This is a genomic window from Sorangium sp. So ce327, assembly GCF_051530205.1.
Taxonomy (GTDB): Bacteria; Myxococcota_A; Polyangia; order Polyangiales; family Polyangiaceae; genus Sorangium; species Sorangium cellulosum_B.
On the sequence record NZ_CP150330.1, the window covers coordinates 12,661,315 to 12,679,816 of the forward strand.

General features: G+C 73.2%; 14 protein-coding genes. 6 read left to right on the forward strand and 8 right to left on the reverse strand.

The features are described 5' to 3' along the window. The first annotated feature begins 39 nt into the window (after positions 1-39). The 5 genes from WME95_RS47425 (at position 40) to polA (ending at position 8,394) form a co-directional block, all read left to right on the forward strand. Positions 40-1,578: an aminopeptidase P family protein gene (locus tag WME95_RS47425; protein ID WP_437905772.1), complete on the forward strand. Its 1,539-nt coding sequence runs from the start codon at positions 40-42 to the stop codon at positions 1,576-1,578. A 489-nt stretch (positions 1,579-2,067) separates the two neighbouring features. Continuing rightward, a complete protein-coding gene (locus WME95_RS47430; protein ID WP_437905773.1) occupies positions 2,068-4,002 on the forward strand; it encodes a S8 family serine peptidase in 1,935 nt (644 codons plus the stop codon). A gap of 86 nt (positions 4,003-4,088) precedes the next feature. Continuing rightward, positions 4,089-4,295: a hypothetical protein gene (locus WME95_RS47435; protein WP_437713825.1), complete on the forward strand. Its 207-nt coding sequence runs from the start codon at positions 4,089-4,091 to the stop codon at positions 4,293-4,295. Between the two features lie 19 nt (positions 4,296-4,314). Then, positions 4,315-5,658 (forward strand): carboxypeptidase regulatory-like domain-containing protein, encoded by a 1,344-nt coding sequence (locus tag WME95_RS47440; protein ID WP_437905774.1) that lies wholly within the window; start codon positions 4,315-4,317, stop codon positions 5,656-5,658. A gap of 33 nt (positions 5,659-5,691) precedes the next feature. Then, positions 5,692-8,394 (forward strand): DNA polymerase I, encoded by a 2,703-nt coding sequence (gene polA / locus WME95_RS47445; RefSeq protein WP_437905775.1) that lies wholly within the window; start codon positions 5,692-5,694, stop codon positions 8,392-8,394. 289 nt (positions 8,395-8,683) lie between these two features. On the opposite strand, the gene rpsT is transcribed toward polA, so the two are convergent. The 4 genes from rpsT to WME95_RS47465 all read right to left on the reverse strand — a co-directional run bounded on the left by rpsT (position 8,684) and on the right by WME95_RS47465 (position 11,346). Further along, complete coding sequence (rpsT, locus tag WME95_RS47450) at positions 8,684-8,968, reverse strand: 30S ribosomal protein S20 (RefSeq protein ID WP_437547546.1); 285 nt, start codon at positions 8,966-8,968, stop codon at positions 8,684-8,686. Between the two features lie 13 nt (positions 8,969-8,981). Next, entirely contained in the window at positions 8,982-9,170 is a 189-nt protein-coding gene (locus WME95_RS47455) for a hypothetical protein (protein WP_437547547.1), read from the reverse strand. A 95-nt stretch (positions 9,171-9,265) separates the two neighbouring features. Further along, complete coding sequence (locus WME95_RS47460) at positions 9,266-10,762, reverse strand: hypothetical protein (protein WP_437905776.1); 1,497 nt, start codon at positions 10,760-10,762, stop codon at positions 9,266-9,268. Then, positions 10,759-11,346: an RNA polymerase sigma factor gene (locus tag WME95_RS47465; protein WP_012241290.1), complete on the reverse strand. Its 588-nt coding sequence runs from the start codon at positions 11,344-11,346 to the stop codon at positions 10,759-10,761. The genes WME95_RS47460 and WME95_RS47465 overlap by 4 nt, the downstream gene beginning before the upstream one ends. A gap of 441 nt (positions 11,347-11,787) precedes the next feature. Between WME95_RS47465 and WME95_RS47470 the strand changes: the two genes are divergently transcribed. Beyond that, positions 11,788-13,125 (forward strand): S41 family peptidase, encoded by a 1,338-nt coding sequence (locus WME95_RS47470; RefSeq protein ID WP_437905777.1) that lies wholly within the window; start codon positions 11,788-11,790, stop codon positions 13,123-13,125. Positions 13,126-13,170: 45 nt separating this feature from the next. Here WME95_RS47470 and WME95_RS47475 read toward each other — a convergent pair whose 3' ends face one another. The 4 genes from WME95_RS47475 to WME95_RS47490 form a co-directional block, all read right to left on the reverse strand. After that, entirely contained in the window at positions 13,171-14,418 is a 1,248-nt protein-coding gene (locus WME95_RS47475; RefSeq protein WP_437905778.1) for an FAD-binding protein, read from the reverse strand. Then, a complete protein-coding gene (locus WME95_RS47480) occupies positions 14,397-16,178 on the reverse strand; it encodes a glycerol-3-phosphate dehydrogenase/oxidase (protein ID WP_437905779.1) in 1,782 nt (593 codons plus the stop codon). The genes WME95_RS47475 and WME95_RS47480 overlap by 22 nt, the downstream gene beginning before the upstream one ends. Positions 16,179-16,272: 94 nt before the next feature. After that, positions 16,273-17,016 (reverse strand): glycosyltransferase, encoded by a 744-nt coding sequence (locus WME95_RS47485; protein ID WP_437905780.1) that lies wholly within the window; start codon positions 17,014-17,016, stop codon positions 16,273-16,275. Further along, complete coding sequence (locus WME95_RS47490; RefSeq protein ID WP_437547553.1) at positions 17,013-18,362, reverse strand: protoporphyrinogen/coproporphyrinogen oxidase; 1,350 nt, start codon at positions 18,360-18,362, stop codon at positions 17,013-17,015. The genes WME95_RS47485 and WME95_RS47490 overlap by 4 nt, the downstream gene beginning before the upstream one ends. Positions 18,363-18,502 lie beyond the last annotated feature (140 nt).

Sequence of the window (18,502 nt, forward strand, 5' to 3'; positions counted from 1 at the left end):
TTGAACGACCTCACCTGATCGACCCATAGTTCGAGCCTCATGAGCCACACGCCCGAGACCAGCGCTGCCCCCCTCCAGGCAGATCCTGCCCACAGCACGCCCGCCGGCGGCGCCCCGGCCGAGGCGCCCGCGGCTGCGGCTCCCGGCGCGGAGGCCAAGCCGGCGAGCCACGACTCGACGCTGCCGGAGGCGCTTGTCGCGTTCATGCTGGAGCGCTGGACGCCGTCGTCCGGCGAGCTCCCGCAGGCGATCGCGCACGCGGACGTGTTCGCTGCCCGCCGCCGCGCCCTGTCAAAGCTCTTCCCGGCGGAGACGCTCATCATCCCCACCGGGCACGAGAAGGTGCGCGCCAACGACACGCACTACCGCTTTCGCCCGGGCTCGGACTTCTTCTACCTGACGGGCAACCTCGAGCCTGACTGCGTGCTCGTGCTGCAGCCGCAGGAGGGGGGCGGGCACCGGGACATCCTCTTCGTCGAGCCGAACCCCGGGCGCAGCGACAAGACGTTCTTCACCGATCGCGCCAAGGGCGAGCTCTGGGTCGGCCCCCGCCTCGGCGTCGAGCAGAGCCGCGCGCACTTCGGCGTCGACGAGTGCCGCGGGCTCCCCGAGCTGGACGCGTACCTGAGCGGCCTCGTCGGTACGGTGACGCGCCCGCACCGCGTGCTCCGCGGCATGTCCGAGCGCGTCGACAAGCTCCTCGCCCGGCACGATCGCGACAAGCAGCTCGGCGAGGCGCTCTCGGAGATGCGCCTCCTCAAGGACGCCCTCGAGGTGCAGGAGCTCGAGGCGGTCGTCGCGTCGACGAAGCGGGGCTTCGAGGACGTCATCCGCGCGCTCCCCCGCGCTCGGAGCGAGCGAGAGGTGGAGGGCACCTTCAACCTGCGCGCCCGGGTCGAGGGCAACGACGTCGGCTACGGGACCATCGCCGCGTCGGGCCACCACGCGTGCATCCTGCACTGGACGAGGAACGACGGCGCGCTGGAGCCGGGCAAGCTCCTCCTGGTCGACGCCGGCGTCGAGGGCAACGCGCTCTACACGGCCGACATCACCCGGACGCTGCCGATCAACGGGAAGTTCTCCAAAGAGCAGCGCGAGATCTACGAGCTCGTGCTCGAGGCGCAGGAGGCGGCGATCCGCGAGGTGAAGCCGGGCAACGACTTCATGGAGCCGAACCGGGCGGCGATGCGGGTGCTCGCCCGGGGGCTCGAGCGGCTCGGCATCCTCCACGTCTCCGCCGAGGAGGCGCTCAAGGAAGACAGGCAGCTCTACCGGCGGTATTCGCTCCACAACGTGAGCCACATGCTGGGCCTCGACGTGCACGACTGCGCGCAGGCGCGGCAGCAGGTCTACAAGTTCGGCAAGCTCAAGGCGGGCATGGTGCTCACGGTCGAGCCGGGGCTCTATTTCCAGCTCGATGACGAGACCGTCCCGGCCAGGTACCGCGGGATCGGGGTGCGCATCGAGGACGATATCCTCGTCACGGAGACGGGGTATCGGAACCTGTCGAGCGATATCCCTAGGTCCGTGAGCGACGTGGAAGCGTGGATGGCGGGACTCTGGGCCACGCCGAAGTGAACTGAACGGCGGGCGGGGGAACGGTCCACGAGAAGGGAGAAGGCGGGCGCGACCAGACGCGGGGGCCGCCGGTGGAGGGTGGGGCCGCGCGGGAGGGCAGCGGGGGTCCCCCCACAAACTCGCGCCTTTTGGGGGGCTACTGCCACACAGGGGGGGTGGGGTGGGGTCGGGGGCGACTCGCTTCGATGCAGGCCGGCGCTCGGGTTTGTGGGGCCCACCCCCGCCGCCCTCCCGCGCGGCCCCACCCTCCACCGGCGGCTCTGCCGTGGGGAGCGGTGGCCGGGAGCTTGGGCAGCCGAGCTCGGGCTTGAGGGGCGGTGTCTGGGGGTTCCAGGAAGTCCGTGGTTGCGGTTGGCGGTGGATGCCATCGGGACACGGCGAGGGGGGCGAGGGGGGGCTGGCGCACGGACGCAATGAGCGCGGCGCGAGGATGCTGGAGCGATGGCTGCTCGCGGGCGGCGGCGCTACCCTGGCGAGGAGGAGACCCGCATGCACACGTCTCGCCTTCTGCGTTGGCCAGGGACCGCAAATCTCCGAACCGGACGCGCGCTCGCGACGTCGCTGCTCGCTGCGACCGCGCTGGTCGCCGTGTCGGGCGCGGTCAGGGCCGACGACGGGACGGACAGCCAAGGCGCCGGGGCCGCCCTCGCGGCGCGCTCGCCGGGGATGCTTGAGCCCCGCCTCCCTGGATACGTCAACCCTGCGCTGCCCGTCGACGTCGGCCCGTCGCTGCGCGGCCCGGACCTCCTGAGCGAACCGGTCGCGACCGCGGGGGAGCCGCTGCACGGCATGGCCTCCGAGCTCGACGAGACCAGCTACGACATCCCAGGGCAGATCGTCGTCGACGCGCGCGACGACCTCGACGACGCCTCGCTCGCGGACCTCGTGCGCGACTTCTCGCTGCGCGTGCTGCCGACGGCGCTCACGCCACAGACCAGGATCCAGATCGCCACGGTGGACGGGCCGGTCAGCGCGACGCTGGAGCGGCTCGCGCGCGATCCGCGCGTGGAGGCGGCGGAGCCGCTCGCCTGGGTGCGCGCCTCGTTCGTCGCGAACGACCCGCTGATGAAGGACCAGTGGCACATGGCGCGCGTGGGCGCCGAGCGCGCGTGGGACTTCGCCTCCGGCCGCGGCGTCACCGTCGCCGTTGTCGATACGGGCATCGCGTGCGAGGACCACGGGCCCTTCACCAAGGGGACCGACCTGGCCTCGACCGAGTGCGTGGAGGGATGGAACTTCGTCACGAAGACGAACCACGCGAACGACGACCAGGGGCACGGCACGCACGTCGCCGGGACGATCGCGCAATCGACCAACAACGGCCTCGGCGCCGTGGGGCTCGCGTTCCACGCGCGGCTCATGCCAGTCAAGGTGCTGAACGAGAGCGGCTGGGGCACGACCGCCGACGTGGCCGACGGCATCCGGTGGGCGGCCGAGCACGGCGCCCAGGTCATCAACCTGAGCCTCGGCGGCCCCCGCAACTCCAAGGTGCTCCAGAGCGCGATCGACGACGCGGTCGCGCGCGGCGCGGTCGTCGTCGCGGCGGCCGGCAACACCGGCGGGCGCGTGCAGTTCCCCGGCGCTTCCGATGGCGTCATCGGCGTGAGCGCCACCGACGTGAACGACAAGATCGCGCGGTTCTCCTCGCGCGGTCAGGGCGTCGACGTCGCCGCGCCCGGGGTGAACGTCACCCAGCAGACCATCTGCAACCGCGGGCGCGACAAGTGCCAGAACTTCTACGCGTACAGCGGCACCTCGATGGCCGCGCCCCACGTGGCCGGCGCGGCGGCGCTGCTCGTGAGCCTCGGCGTGACGGACCCGCGCGCGGTCGAGGACGCGCTCCGCGCAGGCGCGCGCGTCGTCGACGACTCCGATGGCGGCAAGCTCCTCTACGGGGCCGGCATCCTCGACGCCGCGAGCTCGGTCGTGCGCGTGACGCAGAGCCACATCGTCGTGCGGCTGCTCGCGCTGCTGGTGCTCGCGACCTGGGTCGCGCGCCGCGCCCGCAAGAAGGACGCGACCGCCACGAGCCCGTGGCGGGCGAGCTTCCTCCTCCCGGCGCTCGCGGCGGGGCCGGGGCTGTTCTTCTTCGCGCCGTGGCTCCTGCCGCGCGTGGAGCTCGCCGTCGACGTGCTGGCCCGGCCGATCGCCGACCTCGACCTGCTGATCGGCGCGTCGGTCCACCGCTGGCTGCCGCTCGCCAACGCGCTCGTCCCGCTCGGCCTCACGGCGCTCTTCTTCGGCGTGAAGCGGCTCCGGCCGGCGATCGCGGGCTTCGCCGTCGGCACGGCGGCCTACCTCACGTCGGTCGTCCTGCTCGGCGAGGCCGCCGGTCCCTTCGGCCGGATGGCCCTCGTCGTGTGGTGCGCGGTCAACGCCGCGGCCTGCCTCTGGATCGCCCGGACGAACCTGTCCACACGCTGAGCCGGCGCCTGCCGCGTTCGCTCCACGGCCAGGCGGTGCGCCCGGCCGTCATGACCACCCTGCAAAAACGAGCTAGGATGCCGGCGATGCGGTCCGGCACCTTGCTCCTACCTTTCATGCTGCTCCTCGGGGCGTGCGGCGGCTCCTCCAGCGAGACGCCGTGGCCCGCCGAGCCGCGGGGCCCCGCGCTCGGTCCCACGGACGAGGCGTCGCCGGACGGGCCGGCCAACTCGAGCGCGGCCCCTCAAGGCGCGGGCGAAGGCTCGGCGGACGAGGCCGACGCCGGCCGGTGAACCGGCGGCGGAGGATGGCATGGCGGACATCCGGACGGCAGGCGAGCAGCGGAGGGCCTGGCTCTCCGCTGCGCTGCTCTCCGTCGCGCTGCTGGTCGTGCCGCTCCTCGTCTGGCTGCTCCTGCCGCGCCCCAGCCCCGTGATGCCGGTCCGGCGCGAGCCGGCCGCCGCGCTGATCCCTCCACCGCAGCCGGAGCTCACGGCGCCGCGCGAGGTCGAGGCGCCGCCGGCACCGTCCGCGCCGCCAGCGCCCCCACCGCCGCCACGCGAGGTCACGGCCGCGAGCGTGGGGCCGGTCCGCGGCGTCGTGCTGGATCCGGAGGGCCACCCCAGCGCCGGCGCCGTGGTCAGCTGCCGCGAACCGCCCGGCAACTCTGCGAGCGCCGACGCCGAGGGGCGCTTCGAGCTGCCGCCCGAGGCCGACGGTTGTACCGCCACCGCCGCGCTGCAGCCGTACGGCGACGCCGAGCCCACGCGCGTCGCCGCGGGCCGCGACAACGTCCTTCGCCTGCTCGCCGCGGGCGCGATCGTGGGCGAGGTCGTGGATCCATCGGGCAGGCCCGTCGAGGCGTACCTCCTGGCGATCGAGTCGTTCACGCCGGCCGGGTCCGGCGCGCAGGCGGGCGTGAACGGCCGCGCGCGCAAGGTGTCGGATCCGGGCGGCGCCTTCCGGTGGGACGCGCTCGCCCCCGGTCGCTACGTGCTGACGGCGAGCTCGGCCGGACGCCCGCCTGCCCGGAGCCGGCCCGTCGACGTCGCGGCGGGCCGCGCCGCCGAACGCGTGCGCATCGTGCTGGCGCAGGGCGCGACGCTGAGGGGCAGGGTCGTCGACGCCGCGTCGCGCGCGCCGGTCGTCGAGGCCCAGGTCGAGCTCGACTCCGCGACCTCGTCGGGCGCGAACGCGATCTCGCTCGCGCTCACCGACGCGAACGGCGACTACGAGCTCGAAGGGGTGCCGGCCAGCGGCCCGTTCTCGGTGCGCGTGCGCCACCAGCAGTACATGGCCAAGATCGTGTCCGGCCTCGACGCGCGCGGCGCGCAGTCGACGCGCGTCGATGTCGAGCTCCGCCAGCTGGACGACGGCGGCGCGCGCGAGGAGCTCACGGGCATCGGCGCGATGCTCTCGCTCTCCTCGGGGCGCGTGATCATCGCAGGCGTCGTCGAGGGAGGGCCTGCGGCGTCCGCCGGGCTCCTGGCGGGCGACGTCATCGCCCGCATCGACGGCCGGCCCACGACGGAGCTCCCGCTCGCCGACTGCATCCAGCTCCTCCGCGGCCCGGCGGGGACGGTCGTCTCCGTCGGCGTGGAGCGGGAAGGGCGCACCCTCGACGTGACGATACGGCGCGACGTCGTGGTTCGGTGAACGGCCGCGCGCCGAGGTGCTAAGGGTCGGTCCATGTCCACGCGCCCTACCGCGCTTCCCCCGGCCGGAGCTCCGGACGTCCTCTACCTCGTCGACCTGTCGGGCTACGTCTTCCGCGCCTACCACGCGATCAGCCCGCTCTCGAGCCCGAGCGGCGAGCCGACCCACGCGACGTACGGCACCGTCGCGATGCTCACGAAGCTCGTGGAGGAGCGGAAGCCCGCGTACCTGGGCGTCGCGATGGACTCGCCGGGCAAGACGTTCCGCGACGAGCTCGACCCCCGCTACAAGGCGCACCGGCCGCCGCCGCCGCCCGACCTCGGGGTGCAGATGAGCCGGTGCCGGGAGATCGTCGAGGCGTACCGCATCCCGATCTTCATCCAGGAGGGGCTCGAGGCGGACGATCTCGTCGCCGTCGCCGTCGCGCGGGCCAAGGAGCGGGGGCTGCGCGTCGTCATCGCGTCGAGCGACAAGGATCTGATGCAGCTCGTCGACGGCGAGCAGGTGATGCTCTGGGACGCGATGCGCGACAAGGTCTACGGGCACCCCGAGGTCGTCGCGAAGTTCGGGGTGCCGCCGGAGCAGGTGCGCGACCTGCTCGCGCTCGTCGGCGACACCTCGGACAACGTCCCCGGCGTCCCCGGCGTGGGCCTCAAGACGGCCGCCGAGCTGCTCGCGCAGTTCGGCTCGCTCTCGGCGATCTACGAGCGCATCGGCGAGGTCAAGAAGCCTCGCATCCGGGAGTCGCTCCAGCAGAACGAGGCCGACGCGCGCCTCTCGCAGAAGCTCGTGACGCTCGACGGCGGCGCCCCTGTGTCGCTCGACCTCGAGACGCTGCGCTACGGCGGCGCGGACACCGGCAGGCTCCGCGAGCTCTTCACCGAGCTCGGCTTCTCGCGCTTCTTGAAGGCGGTCCGCGCGCCCGAGCCGACCGCGCGCACGGCGACCTACCGGGTCCTGACGACGCGCGAGGAGCTCGGGGCCTTCGCCAGATCGGCGCGCGCGGCCGGCCGCCTCGCCCTCGACGTGCTCGCGACGAGCCGCGAGCCGATGAGCGCCCACGTCTGCGGCGTCGCGCTCGCCTGCGAGCCGGGGCAAGCCGTGTACGTCCCGCTGGGCCACCGCTACCTCGGCGCGCCGGCCCAGCTCTCGATGAGCGACATCGACGCGGTGATGGGCCCGCTGCTCGCCGACCCCGAGCTCCCGAAGGTCGGCCACGACGTCAAGTTCTGCGAGGTGATCCTCCTGCGGCACCGCATCGGGCTCGTGGGCGTCTCCTTCGACACGATGCTGGCGAGCTACCTGCTCGATCCCGAGGGGAAGAACCAGCTCCACGAGCTCGCCGAGCGCGAGCTCGGCGCCAAGATGCAGACCCTCGACGAGGTGGCCCCGAAGCGCCGCGGGCAGGCGCAGCGCGCCCTCGACGAGATCGAGCTCGGCGAGGCGTCGAGCTACGGGGCCGCGTTCGCCGACGTCGCGCTCTCGCTCACCGACCGGCTGCGCCCGCGGCTCCGCGCCGAGAAGCTCGAGGATCTGCTCGTGCAGATCGAGCTGCCCCTCTCCGCCGTGCTCGCCGAGATGGAGCTCACGGGTGTCCTCGTCGATCCGAAGGCGCTCGCGCAGCTCGGCGCGCAGATGACGACGGAGCTCGCCGCGCTGGAGGAGAAGGCGCGCGAGATCGTGGGGCACGACATCAACCTGGCGTCGCCGAAGCAGCTCGAGGCGGTCCTGTTCGACGAGCTCAAGCTGCGCTCCCAGCGCAAGACGAAGACCGGCCGCTCGACCGACGCCGACGTGCTCGAGGCGCTCTCGGAGGAGCACCCGTTCCCCGGGGTGGTCCTCGAGCACCGCGCCATCGCCAAGCTCAAGGGCACGTACGTCGACGCGCTGCCGCGCCTCGTGCACCCGGGCACGGGCCGGATCCACACGCGCTGGGGCCAGGCCGTGGCCGCGACCGGGCGGCTCTCGTCGCAGGACCCGAACCTGCAGAACATCCCGATCCGCACGGAGCTCGGCCGGATGATCCGGCGCGCGTTCGTGGCGCCGCCCGGGAGCGTGATCGTGAGCGCCGACTACTCCCAGATCGAGCTGCGCGTCCTCGCGCACCTCTCGAAGGACCCGGTGCTCGTCGACGCCTTCCGCACCGGGCAGGACGTGCACGTGCGCACGGCCATGGAGATCTTCGGCGTGGACCAGGCAGGGGTCACCGCCGAGATGCGCCGCCGGAGCAAGACGATCAACTTCGGCGTCATCTACGGCATGGGCGAGTCGGCGCTCGCCAAGCGGCTCGACATCTCGCGGGCGGAGGCGGCGCGCTTCATCGACGCCTACTTCGCGCGCTACCGGGGCGTGCACGAGTTCATGGAGGGGACGATGGCCGAGGCGAAGCGCTCCGAGTCGGTGCGGACGCTGCTCGGCCGGCGCCGCTTGCTCCCGGATCTGCGCAGCAGCGACCGTATGCGCCGCGCTCAGGCGGAGCGCATCGCGCAGAACACCCCCATCCAGGGGACGGCGGCGGATCTCCTGAAGCTCGCGATGGTGCGCGTCCCGCGCCCCGTCGTCCCCGGCGCGCGCATGGTGCTCACGGTCCACGACGAGCTCGCGTTCGAGGTGCCGGCCGAGGCCGTGGACGAGGCCAAGGCGAAGGTGCGGGAAGCCATGGAGTCGGTCTTCCCGCTCGACGTCCCGCTCGTCGTCGACGTAGGTCACGGACCCACCTGGGCCGACGCTCATTGAAGGGGCGGGCGCCCGCTGCGGATACGGGCCCATCTCGGCGTTTTCGGTGCTCAGCGTACCGGAGTACGCTTCCGCGCCGAAAACGCCGATCTGGACCCGTCTCCTGTGCGGGTGCCCGCCGCTGGCGTCATGGGTTGAAGAGAGGGGCGGAGAAGAGCCGCGCTCCCTGTGGCGGTGACGGCGGCAGCGACGGTCTACGGCAACGGGGGCCTGCGGAGTTTCGGGGAGACAAAACGACGACGCCCGCTTCACCTTGCGGTGAGCGGGGCGTACGTGCGGAAGGTTGTTCTCAGCTCGCGGCGGTCTTGGCAGCGACGCTCGCCTTGTGAAGGGCGAGGGCGAGGCGGCTCTTCACGCGCGACGCGCGCTTGGCGGGGATCGTCCCCTTCGACGCGGCACGATCGAGCGCGCTCACCGCGGCGGTCACCGGCGCAGCGGACTCTTGCGCGACGCCCTTCAGCGCGGTGCGCGCCTTCTTGACGGTCGTGCGGAGCTCCGACTTGATGGCGCGATTGCGCGCGGTCCTCGTGATGCGCTGGCGGTTGCGCTTGTCGGCAGATGCGTGATTGGCCATGAGAAAAGCTCTCCTACTTCTTCGCCTGCGCCTCGGCGGGCGTGGCAGCGCGCTGGGCGTCCGGCGCGTTCTGGTCGTAACCCGCCGGGTGGATCGGGAACGCGGGGGTGCCGTGTGCGCGCTCGAAGCGCTTGCGGCGGGTACCCGCCGTGCGCGCCTTGCGCCGGCGGATGCGCTGAGTTTGCTGAGTCGCGGAAACCATGGGGGCGCGCATTCTACCCACGGGGGGGGCTGTGTCAACCGGGAGGTTTTCTGCCCTCCGCGAGGGCGCGCTGCCGTGTGGGCGCGTGGTCAGGGCTAGGGCCGGATCGTCGCGCTGACCGAGAAGGACGGCTTGGAGAAAGGACCCACGTTCGCGCCCTTGAGCGCGGACTGCACGCAGCTCGACTGGCCGTTCGACGCCGCCCACCCGCTGACGCTGACCTTGCTCACCTGGCCCGTCGACGAGAACGTGATCTGCGCGCGCGACACGTCGTTCGCGCCCGCGACGCACGCCTTGGCGCCGCCCATGACCGAGCCGAGCGCGGCCTGCACCGAGCCCTGCGACGGCTGCTCGGGGATGTTCTGCTGCCGGAGCGGGCCCGACGCCGGCACCGGCGCCTCCGAGACGACCGACGGCTGTCGCTCCCCGCTGTCGCCCACGGCCGCCTGCATGGCCGTGGGGAGGTCCCCAGGCTTGCCAGCCGCCGCCGGCGCAGCCGCCGTCTTTCCCTGCTCGGGCTTCGGCGACACGAAAGGCGTGGCCGGCGCCTCGACGGCCGCCGGCGCAGGCGTGCCGGCGGGGGCGGCTGGCGCCCTGGGCGCCGCGGCGAGCTTCTCCTCCGCTTGCACGGGCTGCTCGACCACGGCGCGCTCCTCCGGCGCCGCGGCGACCGGAGCAGCCGGCTCCACCGGCGTGTCGCCTCGCGGCGCGGCAGGCGCCGCGACGGTGGTCGGCGCGGGCGCCGTGGTCGCCGCGATCTCCGGCTGCGGAGCCGTCGTCTTCACCATGACGGTGACCGCCGCCGCCAGCCCCAGGGCCGCGACGACCGCGCCGGCGATCATCCCGCCGGATCGCTTCTTCGCTGGAGCCGAGGCCACGGGCGCGGACGGGGCGCGGCGCGCCGCCACCGGCATGACCGCTGCCTCCTTCGCGTCCCCGAACCGATCCGCCGCGCCGGGCCGCGCCGTTTCGGAGGCCTCCACCTGCGAGGGCGCCGACGCGTTGAGCCGGTTCAGATCGATGACCCCGGAGTCCTCGGGCACCCCCTCCGCCGGCCGCAGCGACGGCGACGACGTGCGGGCGCCGCCGGAGAGCGAGCCGCGCCCCGGCAGCGGGGACACACGCCCTGGCGGCGCCGAGCTGCGTCCCGAAGCCGGCAGCGGCGTCGAGAGCGCAGAGCCGCTCATCGCGGGTATACCGCTCGCGCGCCCCGGCGCCTGGCTGACCCGCTCGGCGATCTCCTTCAGCGACTGGCGTCTCTTCTCCGGCGGCCGCGACAAGGTGCCACCCGACAGGCTCTCAGGCTTCGAGGCCCTGGCTGCTTGTGATCCGTCCCCCATGGTGCTGCGTTCTCCTGATGCGCGTGCTTCGCGCGAAGGGTCCTCCGTCTGCTCCTCGCCTGGCGCTGCAGTGAGGTCGGGGGGGGCGAGGAGATCGGCTGCCGCCGTGGTGTCCTCCGAGCGCCGGGAGATGGCGGCCTCGACGATGTGAGCGGCCCGCGTCTCCCACGCCTCCTCGTCGTTCGTCGAGGGCGCGGGGGCAGGCCAATCGTTGAGCATCCCGTCGAGGTCGAGCTTGCTGGTGACGTTCATTCGGCGTCCCCTCCGAAACCGCGCTCCGCGAGGTATGCACGGAGCTTGCGGCGCGCCTCGTGGACGCGCCAGGCGACTGTTCCTTCCGGACAACCCAGGATCCTGGAGGCGTCTTCGTGGGGCACGCCGTCGATGCACACGAGGATGAGCGTCGTCCGCAGCGTGTCCGAGAGCGCGTCGATGCCGTCACAGAGCGCGGCCGCGAGCTCGCGCCGCTGGGTCGACGCGGCCGGATCGACGCCGTGGCTCGGGCGCGTCTCGAGCAGCAGCGCCTCGATCCTCGGATCGTCCGCGGGGGTCGAGTTCTTGCTCGGCTTGCGGGCCCGGATCATGTTGAGCGAGAGGTTCACGGCGATCCGGTAGAGCCAGGTGAACGGTTCGCTCCGGCCGTCGAACCGGTCGAGCGCCTGGTAGGCCCGGACGAAGGTCTCCTGCGTCACGTCCTCTGCCTCCGCGCCCGAGCGGACAAGGTGGAACGCCAGCCGGAAGATGCGCTTCTGATATCGACGAACCAGCACCCCGAACGCCTGGGCATCTCCGCTCCGGGCTTGATCGACGAGCTCACGATCGGTGGGTTTGGCCATCCTAGCCGCCTCGGGGTGCGAGTTGTCTCCCGCGCACGGACGACAGCGCAGCCGCGGACACCTCCTCGCGACGGCCCCCGACCGTCTCGGCGAGAGAAGCCCCTCGCGGCGAGCCCCGCTTCGCGAGCGCGAAGCCGGGCGATGAGGAGGCAAGTTCCACGTTCAGGCGCGCGAAGATAGCCGAACACTCCTCTTAGGACAAACCATGCGCCCGGAGCTTGGGCGCCCTGGTGATCTCGTCGACTGGCGGGCGATACGCCCGCGCTGGCACATCGAAAAGCCTGCGCTGCGCCCCGCCGCCCGGCCCACCGCGCGCCGCGCAGGCGTGTGCCACCGCGCCCCGCGCAGGCGTGTGCCACCGCGCGCCGCGCAGACGTGTGAACGAGCGCGGCCGTCGCCGGCGCACCGCGCCGCCGCCCGCGCCGCTGCTATGGTCGGCGGATGCAACGCTTCTCGAGCTGGATGCGCACCCTGGGGCTCATCGCTGCGGCCTTCGCAGGAGGAGCGGCGACTTCCCACCTCGCGGGCGCGAGCACACAGGCGCAGAGCCCCTACGCTCCGCTCGAGCAGCTCGCGCGGGTGCTCGTGCTCGTGGAGAACAACTACGTCGAGCCGGCGCAGCGCAGCAAGATCCTCGACGGCGCCATCAAGGGGATGGTCGCGGAGCTCGACCCGCACTCGGCGTACATGAACTCCTCGGAGTTCGCCCAGTTCCAGGAAGAGACGGGGGGGACGTTCGGCGGCGTCGGCATCGAGGTCGACGCCAAGGACGACAACATCACCGTCATCGCGCCGATCGAGGGCTCGCCGGCGGCGCGGGCGGGCATCCGCTCCGGCGATCAGATCCTCGCGATCGACGGCCGCCCCGTCCGCGGAGAGCGCCTCGACAAGCTCGTGAAGATCATGCGCGGGGCGCCCGGCTCCCGGGTGAAGCTCACGATCCGCCGGCAGGGCGTGCCGGAGCCCCTCTCGTTCGACCTCACGCGGGAGCAGATCCACGTCACGAGCATCGCGGCGAAGCGCCTCGACCGGGACATCGCGTACGTCCGCGTGAAGCAGTTCCAGGACGGCACCCACGAAGAGATGCTCCGCGCCGCGGCGAAGCTGCGCGCCGCATCGAAGGCGCCGCTGGCCGGCGTCATCCTGGACCTGCGCAACAACCCCGGAGGCCTCGTCAACGAGGCGGAGGCCGTGGCCGACGAGCTCCTCTCCTCGGGGACGATCTACTCGACGCGCCAGCGCAACCAGGTCGTCGACGAGGCGAAGGCGCACGACGGCGGCGCGTTCGCCTCGCTGCCCGTCGTCGCGCTCGTGAACGAGTACTCCGCGAGCGCCGCCGAGCTCGTCGCGGGCGCCCTGCAGGACAGCGGGCGCGCCGTGCTCGTCGGCGCGAGGACCTTCGGCAAGGGATCGGTGCAGACCATCTACGAGCTGCCCGGCGGCGCCGGGGTCAGGCTCACGACGATGCGCTACTACACGCCGAACGGGCGCTCGATCCAGGCCCAGGGCATCCGGCCGGATGTCGTCATCGAGAGCGCGGCGCAGCAGGTCCCCGCCGCCATCCTCCGCGAGCAGGACCTCGAGGGCCACCTCCCCGCCGAAGGGGCGATCGGCGACCGTTCGCCGAGGGCCGTGCTCGTGGAGAAGCGCGCCGAGACGGCCGCGGCGGTCGGCCCCGAGGGCGACATGCCCTCGGATCCCACCCGCGGGACCGACTTCGCGCTCGCGGTCGGGTACCAGCAGCTCCTCCGCGCCATCCCGGCGATCCGCCAGCGCTGAGGATCGCGCGTCGAGCGACCTGCGCCGGGCGCCGCTCGACGCGCGTCAGGCCTCGGCGCCGGCGCGGAGCCCGGTCGTCACCGCGTCGAGCACGGTGCGCGCCCTCCCCGCGATGGTCGCCCCGGCCGCCAGGATCCCGGGGGCGGCGCGGACGCCTTCGCACCGCACCCCCACCGCCTCCAGCGCGCCCGGGCGCTCGCCGCGGGGCCACGCGACGACGTCGAGCTCCGGGCCCTGCATGGAGCTCACCACGCCGAACGCGCCGCGATCGTCGCCCATCGTGACGGGCGCGGCGATCGAGAGCGCGAACGGCGCGGCGCCGCGCGCCGGGAAATCGGCGCCGGCGCCGCTCTCGGGCGGCGTGTACGCGATCCCGCCGCCGGCGAGGCCGCCGATCGCCAGGATCACCCCGTCCGCCGCGAGCGGCACGTCCTCCCCCTCGACGTGGATCGTGACGCCTTCGTCGGGCGCCCCTGGTCCCGGGTGCCCGCCGCCCACCGCGCGCACGCGGCCGTGGCGCTGAGTAGCCCCGATCGCCGCGAGCAGCGCGTCGCGCGCCGCCTCGAAGCGCAGCCCCGCCGGCGAGCCGGCGCCCATCAGCGCCTCGCCCACCGGGACGCCGAGGCGGGCCGCGAGCGCCTCGGCCCGCGGAGCGCTCGCGCCGAGCCACGGGCCGAGCAGGATCGCCCCCGCGCCGCCCGCGCCCTCGAGCGCCTGGCGGAGCCGATCGAGGAGCCAGGAGAGCCGCGCCGGGTCGTCGTGCCGGGCCGCGAGATCGCCGTCGGCGATGTGCCGCTCGTCGTCGAAGCGCAGGACCGGCGCGTCGACCGGCAGGAAGCGGAGCCCCCGCGCCCGGGCGAACGGCTCGTCCGTGAGCGCCTCCGCGAGCGCGTCCGCGTCCCACGCGGCGCGCGCCGCGCGCGGGACGAGGACGCGCGTGCGGCGGAGCGGGCCGAGGTCGAGCAGCGCGCGATCCCTGCCGCGGGCGGGGCGGATCCGCCCCGCGACGGTCGCGAGGCGCACGCCCGCCGCCTGCGGAAGCTCCCACAGGCCGAGCTCCGCCGCGAACTGCCTCACCGCCGGCGCGAGATCGCTCGCGGGCAGGTCGCCGCCGAGCAGCCGCGACGCCCGCTCGATCTGCTCCCACGGCACGTCGTCCACCGCGCCGCCCCCGAGCGCCGTCTCGCCGACTCCTGCGGAGATCACCATGACCCGGGCCCCGCGCCGCCGCGCGCTCCACGCGGCGGCGAGCCCGGCGACGCCCGCGCCGATCACGAGGATCGATCGCGCCACGCCCTCTCCTCCGGCTCCCGCGCGGCGCGCTGCCCGCGACGATCGGCGTCCTCGCACGCCGCCGCCGCCTCGTCGTCCGCGGGCGCGCCGAGCTCCGACCGGACGCTGGCGATCGCGAGGGCCTCCTGCCGCGCCTGCTCCGGGCCGAGCGCGACCGCGCGGGTCACCGCCTGCCGCGAGAGGAACGCCGCCGCCTGCCGCATCCCGTCGCGCGGCGGGAGCGAGAGCTCCTGCGCCACGATCTGCCCGCACCGCGCCGCGCAGCGCATGCCGCCGCACGCGCCCAGGCCGAGGCGCGTTCGGCGCGCGACGTCGGCCACGCTCCGGGCGAGCTCGTGCCGGAGGACATAACGCACCTCGGCCTCGATCACGGGCTCGCAGGGGCACACCGTCGCGGCCTCGCGCGGCCGCTGCCGCACGCGCTCCTCGATCCGGAGCGCGCGCGAGCCGTGCCGGTACACGAGCCGCCGGGCGGCCACCGCGTCGATCTCCATCCGCCGCGAGAGCGCCAGCGCGTCCACCGCGCGATCGCCGCCGGGCAGCGCGGTCGTGTGCGTCACGCAGCGGGCGCCGAGGTCGAAGCGCCGCGAGAGCACGTCGGTCATCTCCTCGGCGAAGAGCCGGAAGCTGGCCAGCTTGCCGCCGATCATCGAGTAGAGACCCGGCGCGCCGTGCGCCGCGTGATCGACGATCTGGTGCTCGCGCGAGAGCGCGTCCTCGGTGGGCCCGAACGCGTAGAGCGTGGGCCGCACGCCCGCGAACGTGCCGATCGCGCGCGCCTCGTGGATCTGCGGGAACACGCGGGCGATGCCCTGGACCAGGTACCTGACCTCCTCGCTCGTCGCGCGGACCTGATCGAGATCGCCGTAGAAGTCGTCGTCGGTCGTGCCGATGACGCTCATGTTCTCCCACGGCTCGAGGAAGATCTGACGGCCGTCGATCGTCCTCGCCATGATGGCGTAATTGGTGAGGCGCCGGTCGAACACGACGTGCACGCCCTTGCCGGGCCGCACGCGCGAGCTCGCGGCGGGGAGGCCGGCGAGGGACGACGTGATCGGCGACCACGCGCCCGTCGCGTTCACGACCGTGCTCGTGCGGAGCCGCCCGCCTTCCCCCGTCGTGCGGTCCCGGTAACGGACGGCGACGACCTCGCCGGTGTCCTCCCGGCGCTCGATCCGCTCGACCGTGTGCCCCACGTAGACCTTGGCCCCGCGCTCGATCGCGTCGACCGCGTTGGCGACGCAGAGCCGCGCGCCGTCGATCCCCCACTCGTCGAAGCTGAAGCCGCCCACCAGGTTACCGTGCAACCCAGGCTCGAGCCGGCGGAGCTCGTCGGGCGTGAGGCGCGCGTGCGGCTTGCCGCGCTTGAGCGGCTGGTAGTTGTCGTACGCCTCGAAGAAGGCGTCCGCGAGCGGGTAGAGGAGGCGCCCGTGCCGCGCGTTCTCGAACGGGACGAGGAAGGGGATCCGGAAGAGCAGGTGCGGCGCGATCGCCTGGATGTGGCCCGAGTCGCGGCACGATTTCTCGGTCACCTGCGGATCGCTGGTCAGGTACCTGAGCCCGCCGTGGATCATGCCGCTCGAGTTGCCGCTCGCGCCGAACGCGAGATCGTTGCGCTCGAAGAGGGCGACCCTCAGGCCCCGCTGCGAAGCATCCCGCGCGACCCCCACGCCGTTCACGCCGCCGCCGATGACCACGACGTCCACGTCGGTGTCCGCGCGGCGAGCCGGTCTTGCGGCGCTCGAGAGGAGGATCGTCACCTGCGGCGTATAGCATGCCAGAATTTTTCCACGAGCGGGCCCGGCCTCGCGCGCGGCGCTGCGAATGCTGCGCGAGTGGTGGAGGAGCCGGCCGTCAGCCGCGGACCCGGATGGCCCAGGTCAGCTTCGCGAGGCTGCGCAGCACGTTCGGGACGCGGCGGGTAAGGTTGATCGAGGGGCGCCGCTTCTCCAGCACGCGGACGGGGATCTCCTCGATCCGCAGGCCAGCGCGGTAGGCGCGGATGACGAGCTCGCTGGCGAACACGTCCTTGTCCACGACGCAGTCGCGCGCGACCCCGAGGAGCGGCTCGCGCAGGAACGCCTTGAGCCCGTGCGTGTCCGTCCCACGGAAGCCGAGCGTGGCGCGGAGGAGCCCGTTGTACAGCTGGCTCGCCGCGTGCCGCGCCCACGGGCGATCGTCGCGCGCCCCCTGGATGAGCTTGGATCCGATCACCATGTCGACGCCGCCTGTCCGCAGCATCGCGATGGCGCGGCGGTGGAAATCCACGTCGCAGAGGTCGATCTCGTCGCAGAGCACGAAGCGCCCGCGCGCCCGCTCGATGCCCGCGCGGAGCGCGGCCCCGTAGTTGGGCTCGCCGATCGAGAAATGGCGCACTTCCGGGTACTTGCGCGCGAGCTCGCCGGCGATGGCGAGGGTCCCGTCGCGCGAGCCGTTCTCGGCGAGCACGAGCTCCCAGCGCCAGCCGAACGACGAGAGCCGCTCGCGCAGATCCACGACGGCGGCGTGGAGGATCGCCTCCTCGTTGTAAACGGGGATGACGATGGAGATCTCCGGCGATCCGGCCGCATCCTCGCGATCAGGCTCGGCTGTGCTCACGGCGCGCCTCCGAGGAGCGCCTGCGCGCGGTGGGCCGCGTCGCGCCCGAAGTGGAGCGCGTCCTCCATCGAGGAGTAGTTCCAGCCGCCGTAGCGCCCGCACGAGAGGATGCGCTGGCCCTCGAGGAACGGCCGCACCGCCTCCAGTGAGCCGAAGTAGCTGTGATCGAACACGACGTACGCGTGGTCGATGCGGCGCAGGCGGGCGAAGCGGATGGCGCTCGGGGCGGGGATGAGGCCCATCTCGACGAGGCCTTCGGCGACGCGGGGGAGCAGCGCCGCGAGATCGGGCTCGGCGCGATCGGCGAGCTCGACGTAGAGGCCGGCCTTGCCCGGCGGGGCCATGGCAGCGGAGAAGTGGGAGTAGCAGCCCACGCGGTAGAACGGGTACTTCGCCTCCGGGACGTACACCCAGTGCAGCGGCTGCCCGCATGGGGTGTCGAGCGCCACATCGAGGTAGTAGAGGTGCGTGCAGCGCAGCCGCGAGGCCGCCTCGCCGACGGCGCGAGGCGCGTCCGAGAGGAGCCTGACGAGCGCGGGCAGCGGCGCCGACGAGACGAGCACGTCGTACCGGACGATCTCGTCGTCGAACACGAGCTCTCGCGCGCGCCAGTCGATGGACCTGGGAGAGCGGCTGAGCTCGATCGCCGGCGTTCCAGCGTCCCGCGGCCGCTGCTCGGCGAGCGCTCGCGCGAGCCCGTGCGTCAGCTGCCCGATGCCGAGCCGCGGGTAGAGGAACCTCGCGTTGTAGCCGAGCTCCCGGTCGTTCAGCCCGACCGCCCCGGCGAGCACGTCCTCCAGCTTCGGTATCGGGACGAAGCGGGAGCACCAGTCGGCGGTGATCTCGCTCGGATGCACGCCCCAGAGGCGGCTGTTGTAGGGGAGCATGAAGTGGCGGCTGATCCCCTCGCCGAAGTGCGCCAGACAGAACTCCTCGAAGTTCCTTGGCAGAGGTCGGTCCTTGGCGAAGTGCGCCTCGATGAAGCCGCGGAGGCAGTCGTAGGCCACCGCGGGCGGCAGGCCGAAGGTGTTCGCCTGGAACGGATAGCGGGTGTACGTGCCGTTCGACCAGATCATCGAACGTCGCTCGATCTCGAGCGGGTCGGGGCCCAGCCAGCCCAGCGCGAGCTCACGGGTCGCGGGGTCGCGCAGGTGGAGGAGGTGCCCTGTCCGATCGAAGCGGAAGCCGGCGTCCTCGAGCGTGATCGCGTGGCCGCCCGGGCGCGGCAGGCGCTCGAACACCCGGTGCGGCACGCCGGCCCGTCCCAGGTGATACGCCGCTGCCATGCCCGTCAGGCCGGCGCCGAGGATCGCGACGGGAACGCTGGAGATCGTGGGTCGGGTCATCGCTCGCGGCCCGGCCGCGGCCGCGAAGACACCATCTCCCCGGTGCGTCGTCAAGGCACGCTGCCGTCCAGGCGCTCCTCGGCTCATGCTGGATTTCCTGCCTTCGACGTAATTCGACGTAAGCCGCGCGGAGCTCCGCG

Excerpts from the sequence above, each read along its gene's own strand:
- WME95_RS47490 (WP_437547553.1), bottom strand. The coding sequence starts at position 18,362 with ATGACCCGACCCACGATCTCCAGCGTTCCCGTCGCGATCCTCGGCGCC.
- WME95_RS47460 (WP_437905776.1), bottom strand. The coding sequence starts at position 10,762 with ATGAACGTCACCAGCAAGCTCGACCTCGACGGGATGCTCAACGATTGG.
- WME95_RS47470 (WP_437905777.1), top strand. The coding sequence starts at position 11,788 with ATGCAACGCTTCTCGAGCTGGATGCGCACCCTGGGGCTCATCGCTGCG.
- WME95_RS47435 (WP_437713825.1), top strand. The coding sequence starts at position 4,089 with ATGCGGTCCGGCACCTTGCTCCTACCTTTCATGCTGCTCCTCGGGGCG.
- WME95_RS47425 (WP_437905772.1), top strand. The coding sequence starts at position 40 with ATGAGCCACACGCCCGAGACCAGCGCTGCCCCCCTCCAGGCAGATCCT.
- polA (WP_437905775.1), top strand. The coding sequence starts at position 5,692 with ATGTCCACGCGCCCTACCGCGCTTCCCCCGGCCGGAGCTCCGGACGTC.
- WME95_RS47430 (WP_437905773.1), top strand. The coding sequence starts at position 2,068 with ATGCACACGTCTCGCCTTCTGCGTTGGCCAGGGACCGCAAATCTCCGA.
- rpsT (WP_437547546.1), bottom strand. The coding sequence starts at position 8,968 with ATGGCCAATCACGCATCTGCCGACAAGCGCAACCGCCAGCGCATCACG.
- WME95_RS47465 (WP_012241290.1), bottom strand. The coding sequence starts at position 11,346 with ATGGCCAAACCCACCGATCGTGAGCTCGTCGATCAAGCCCGGAGCGGA.
- WME95_RS47440 (WP_437905774.1), top strand. The coding sequence starts at position 4,315 with ATGGCGGACATCCGGACGGCAGGCGAGCAGCGGAGGGCCTGGCTCTCC.
- WME95_RS47455 (WP_437547547.1), bottom strand. The coding sequence starts at position 9,170 with ATGGTTTCCGCGACTCAGCAAACTCAGCGCATCCGCCGGCGCAAGGCG.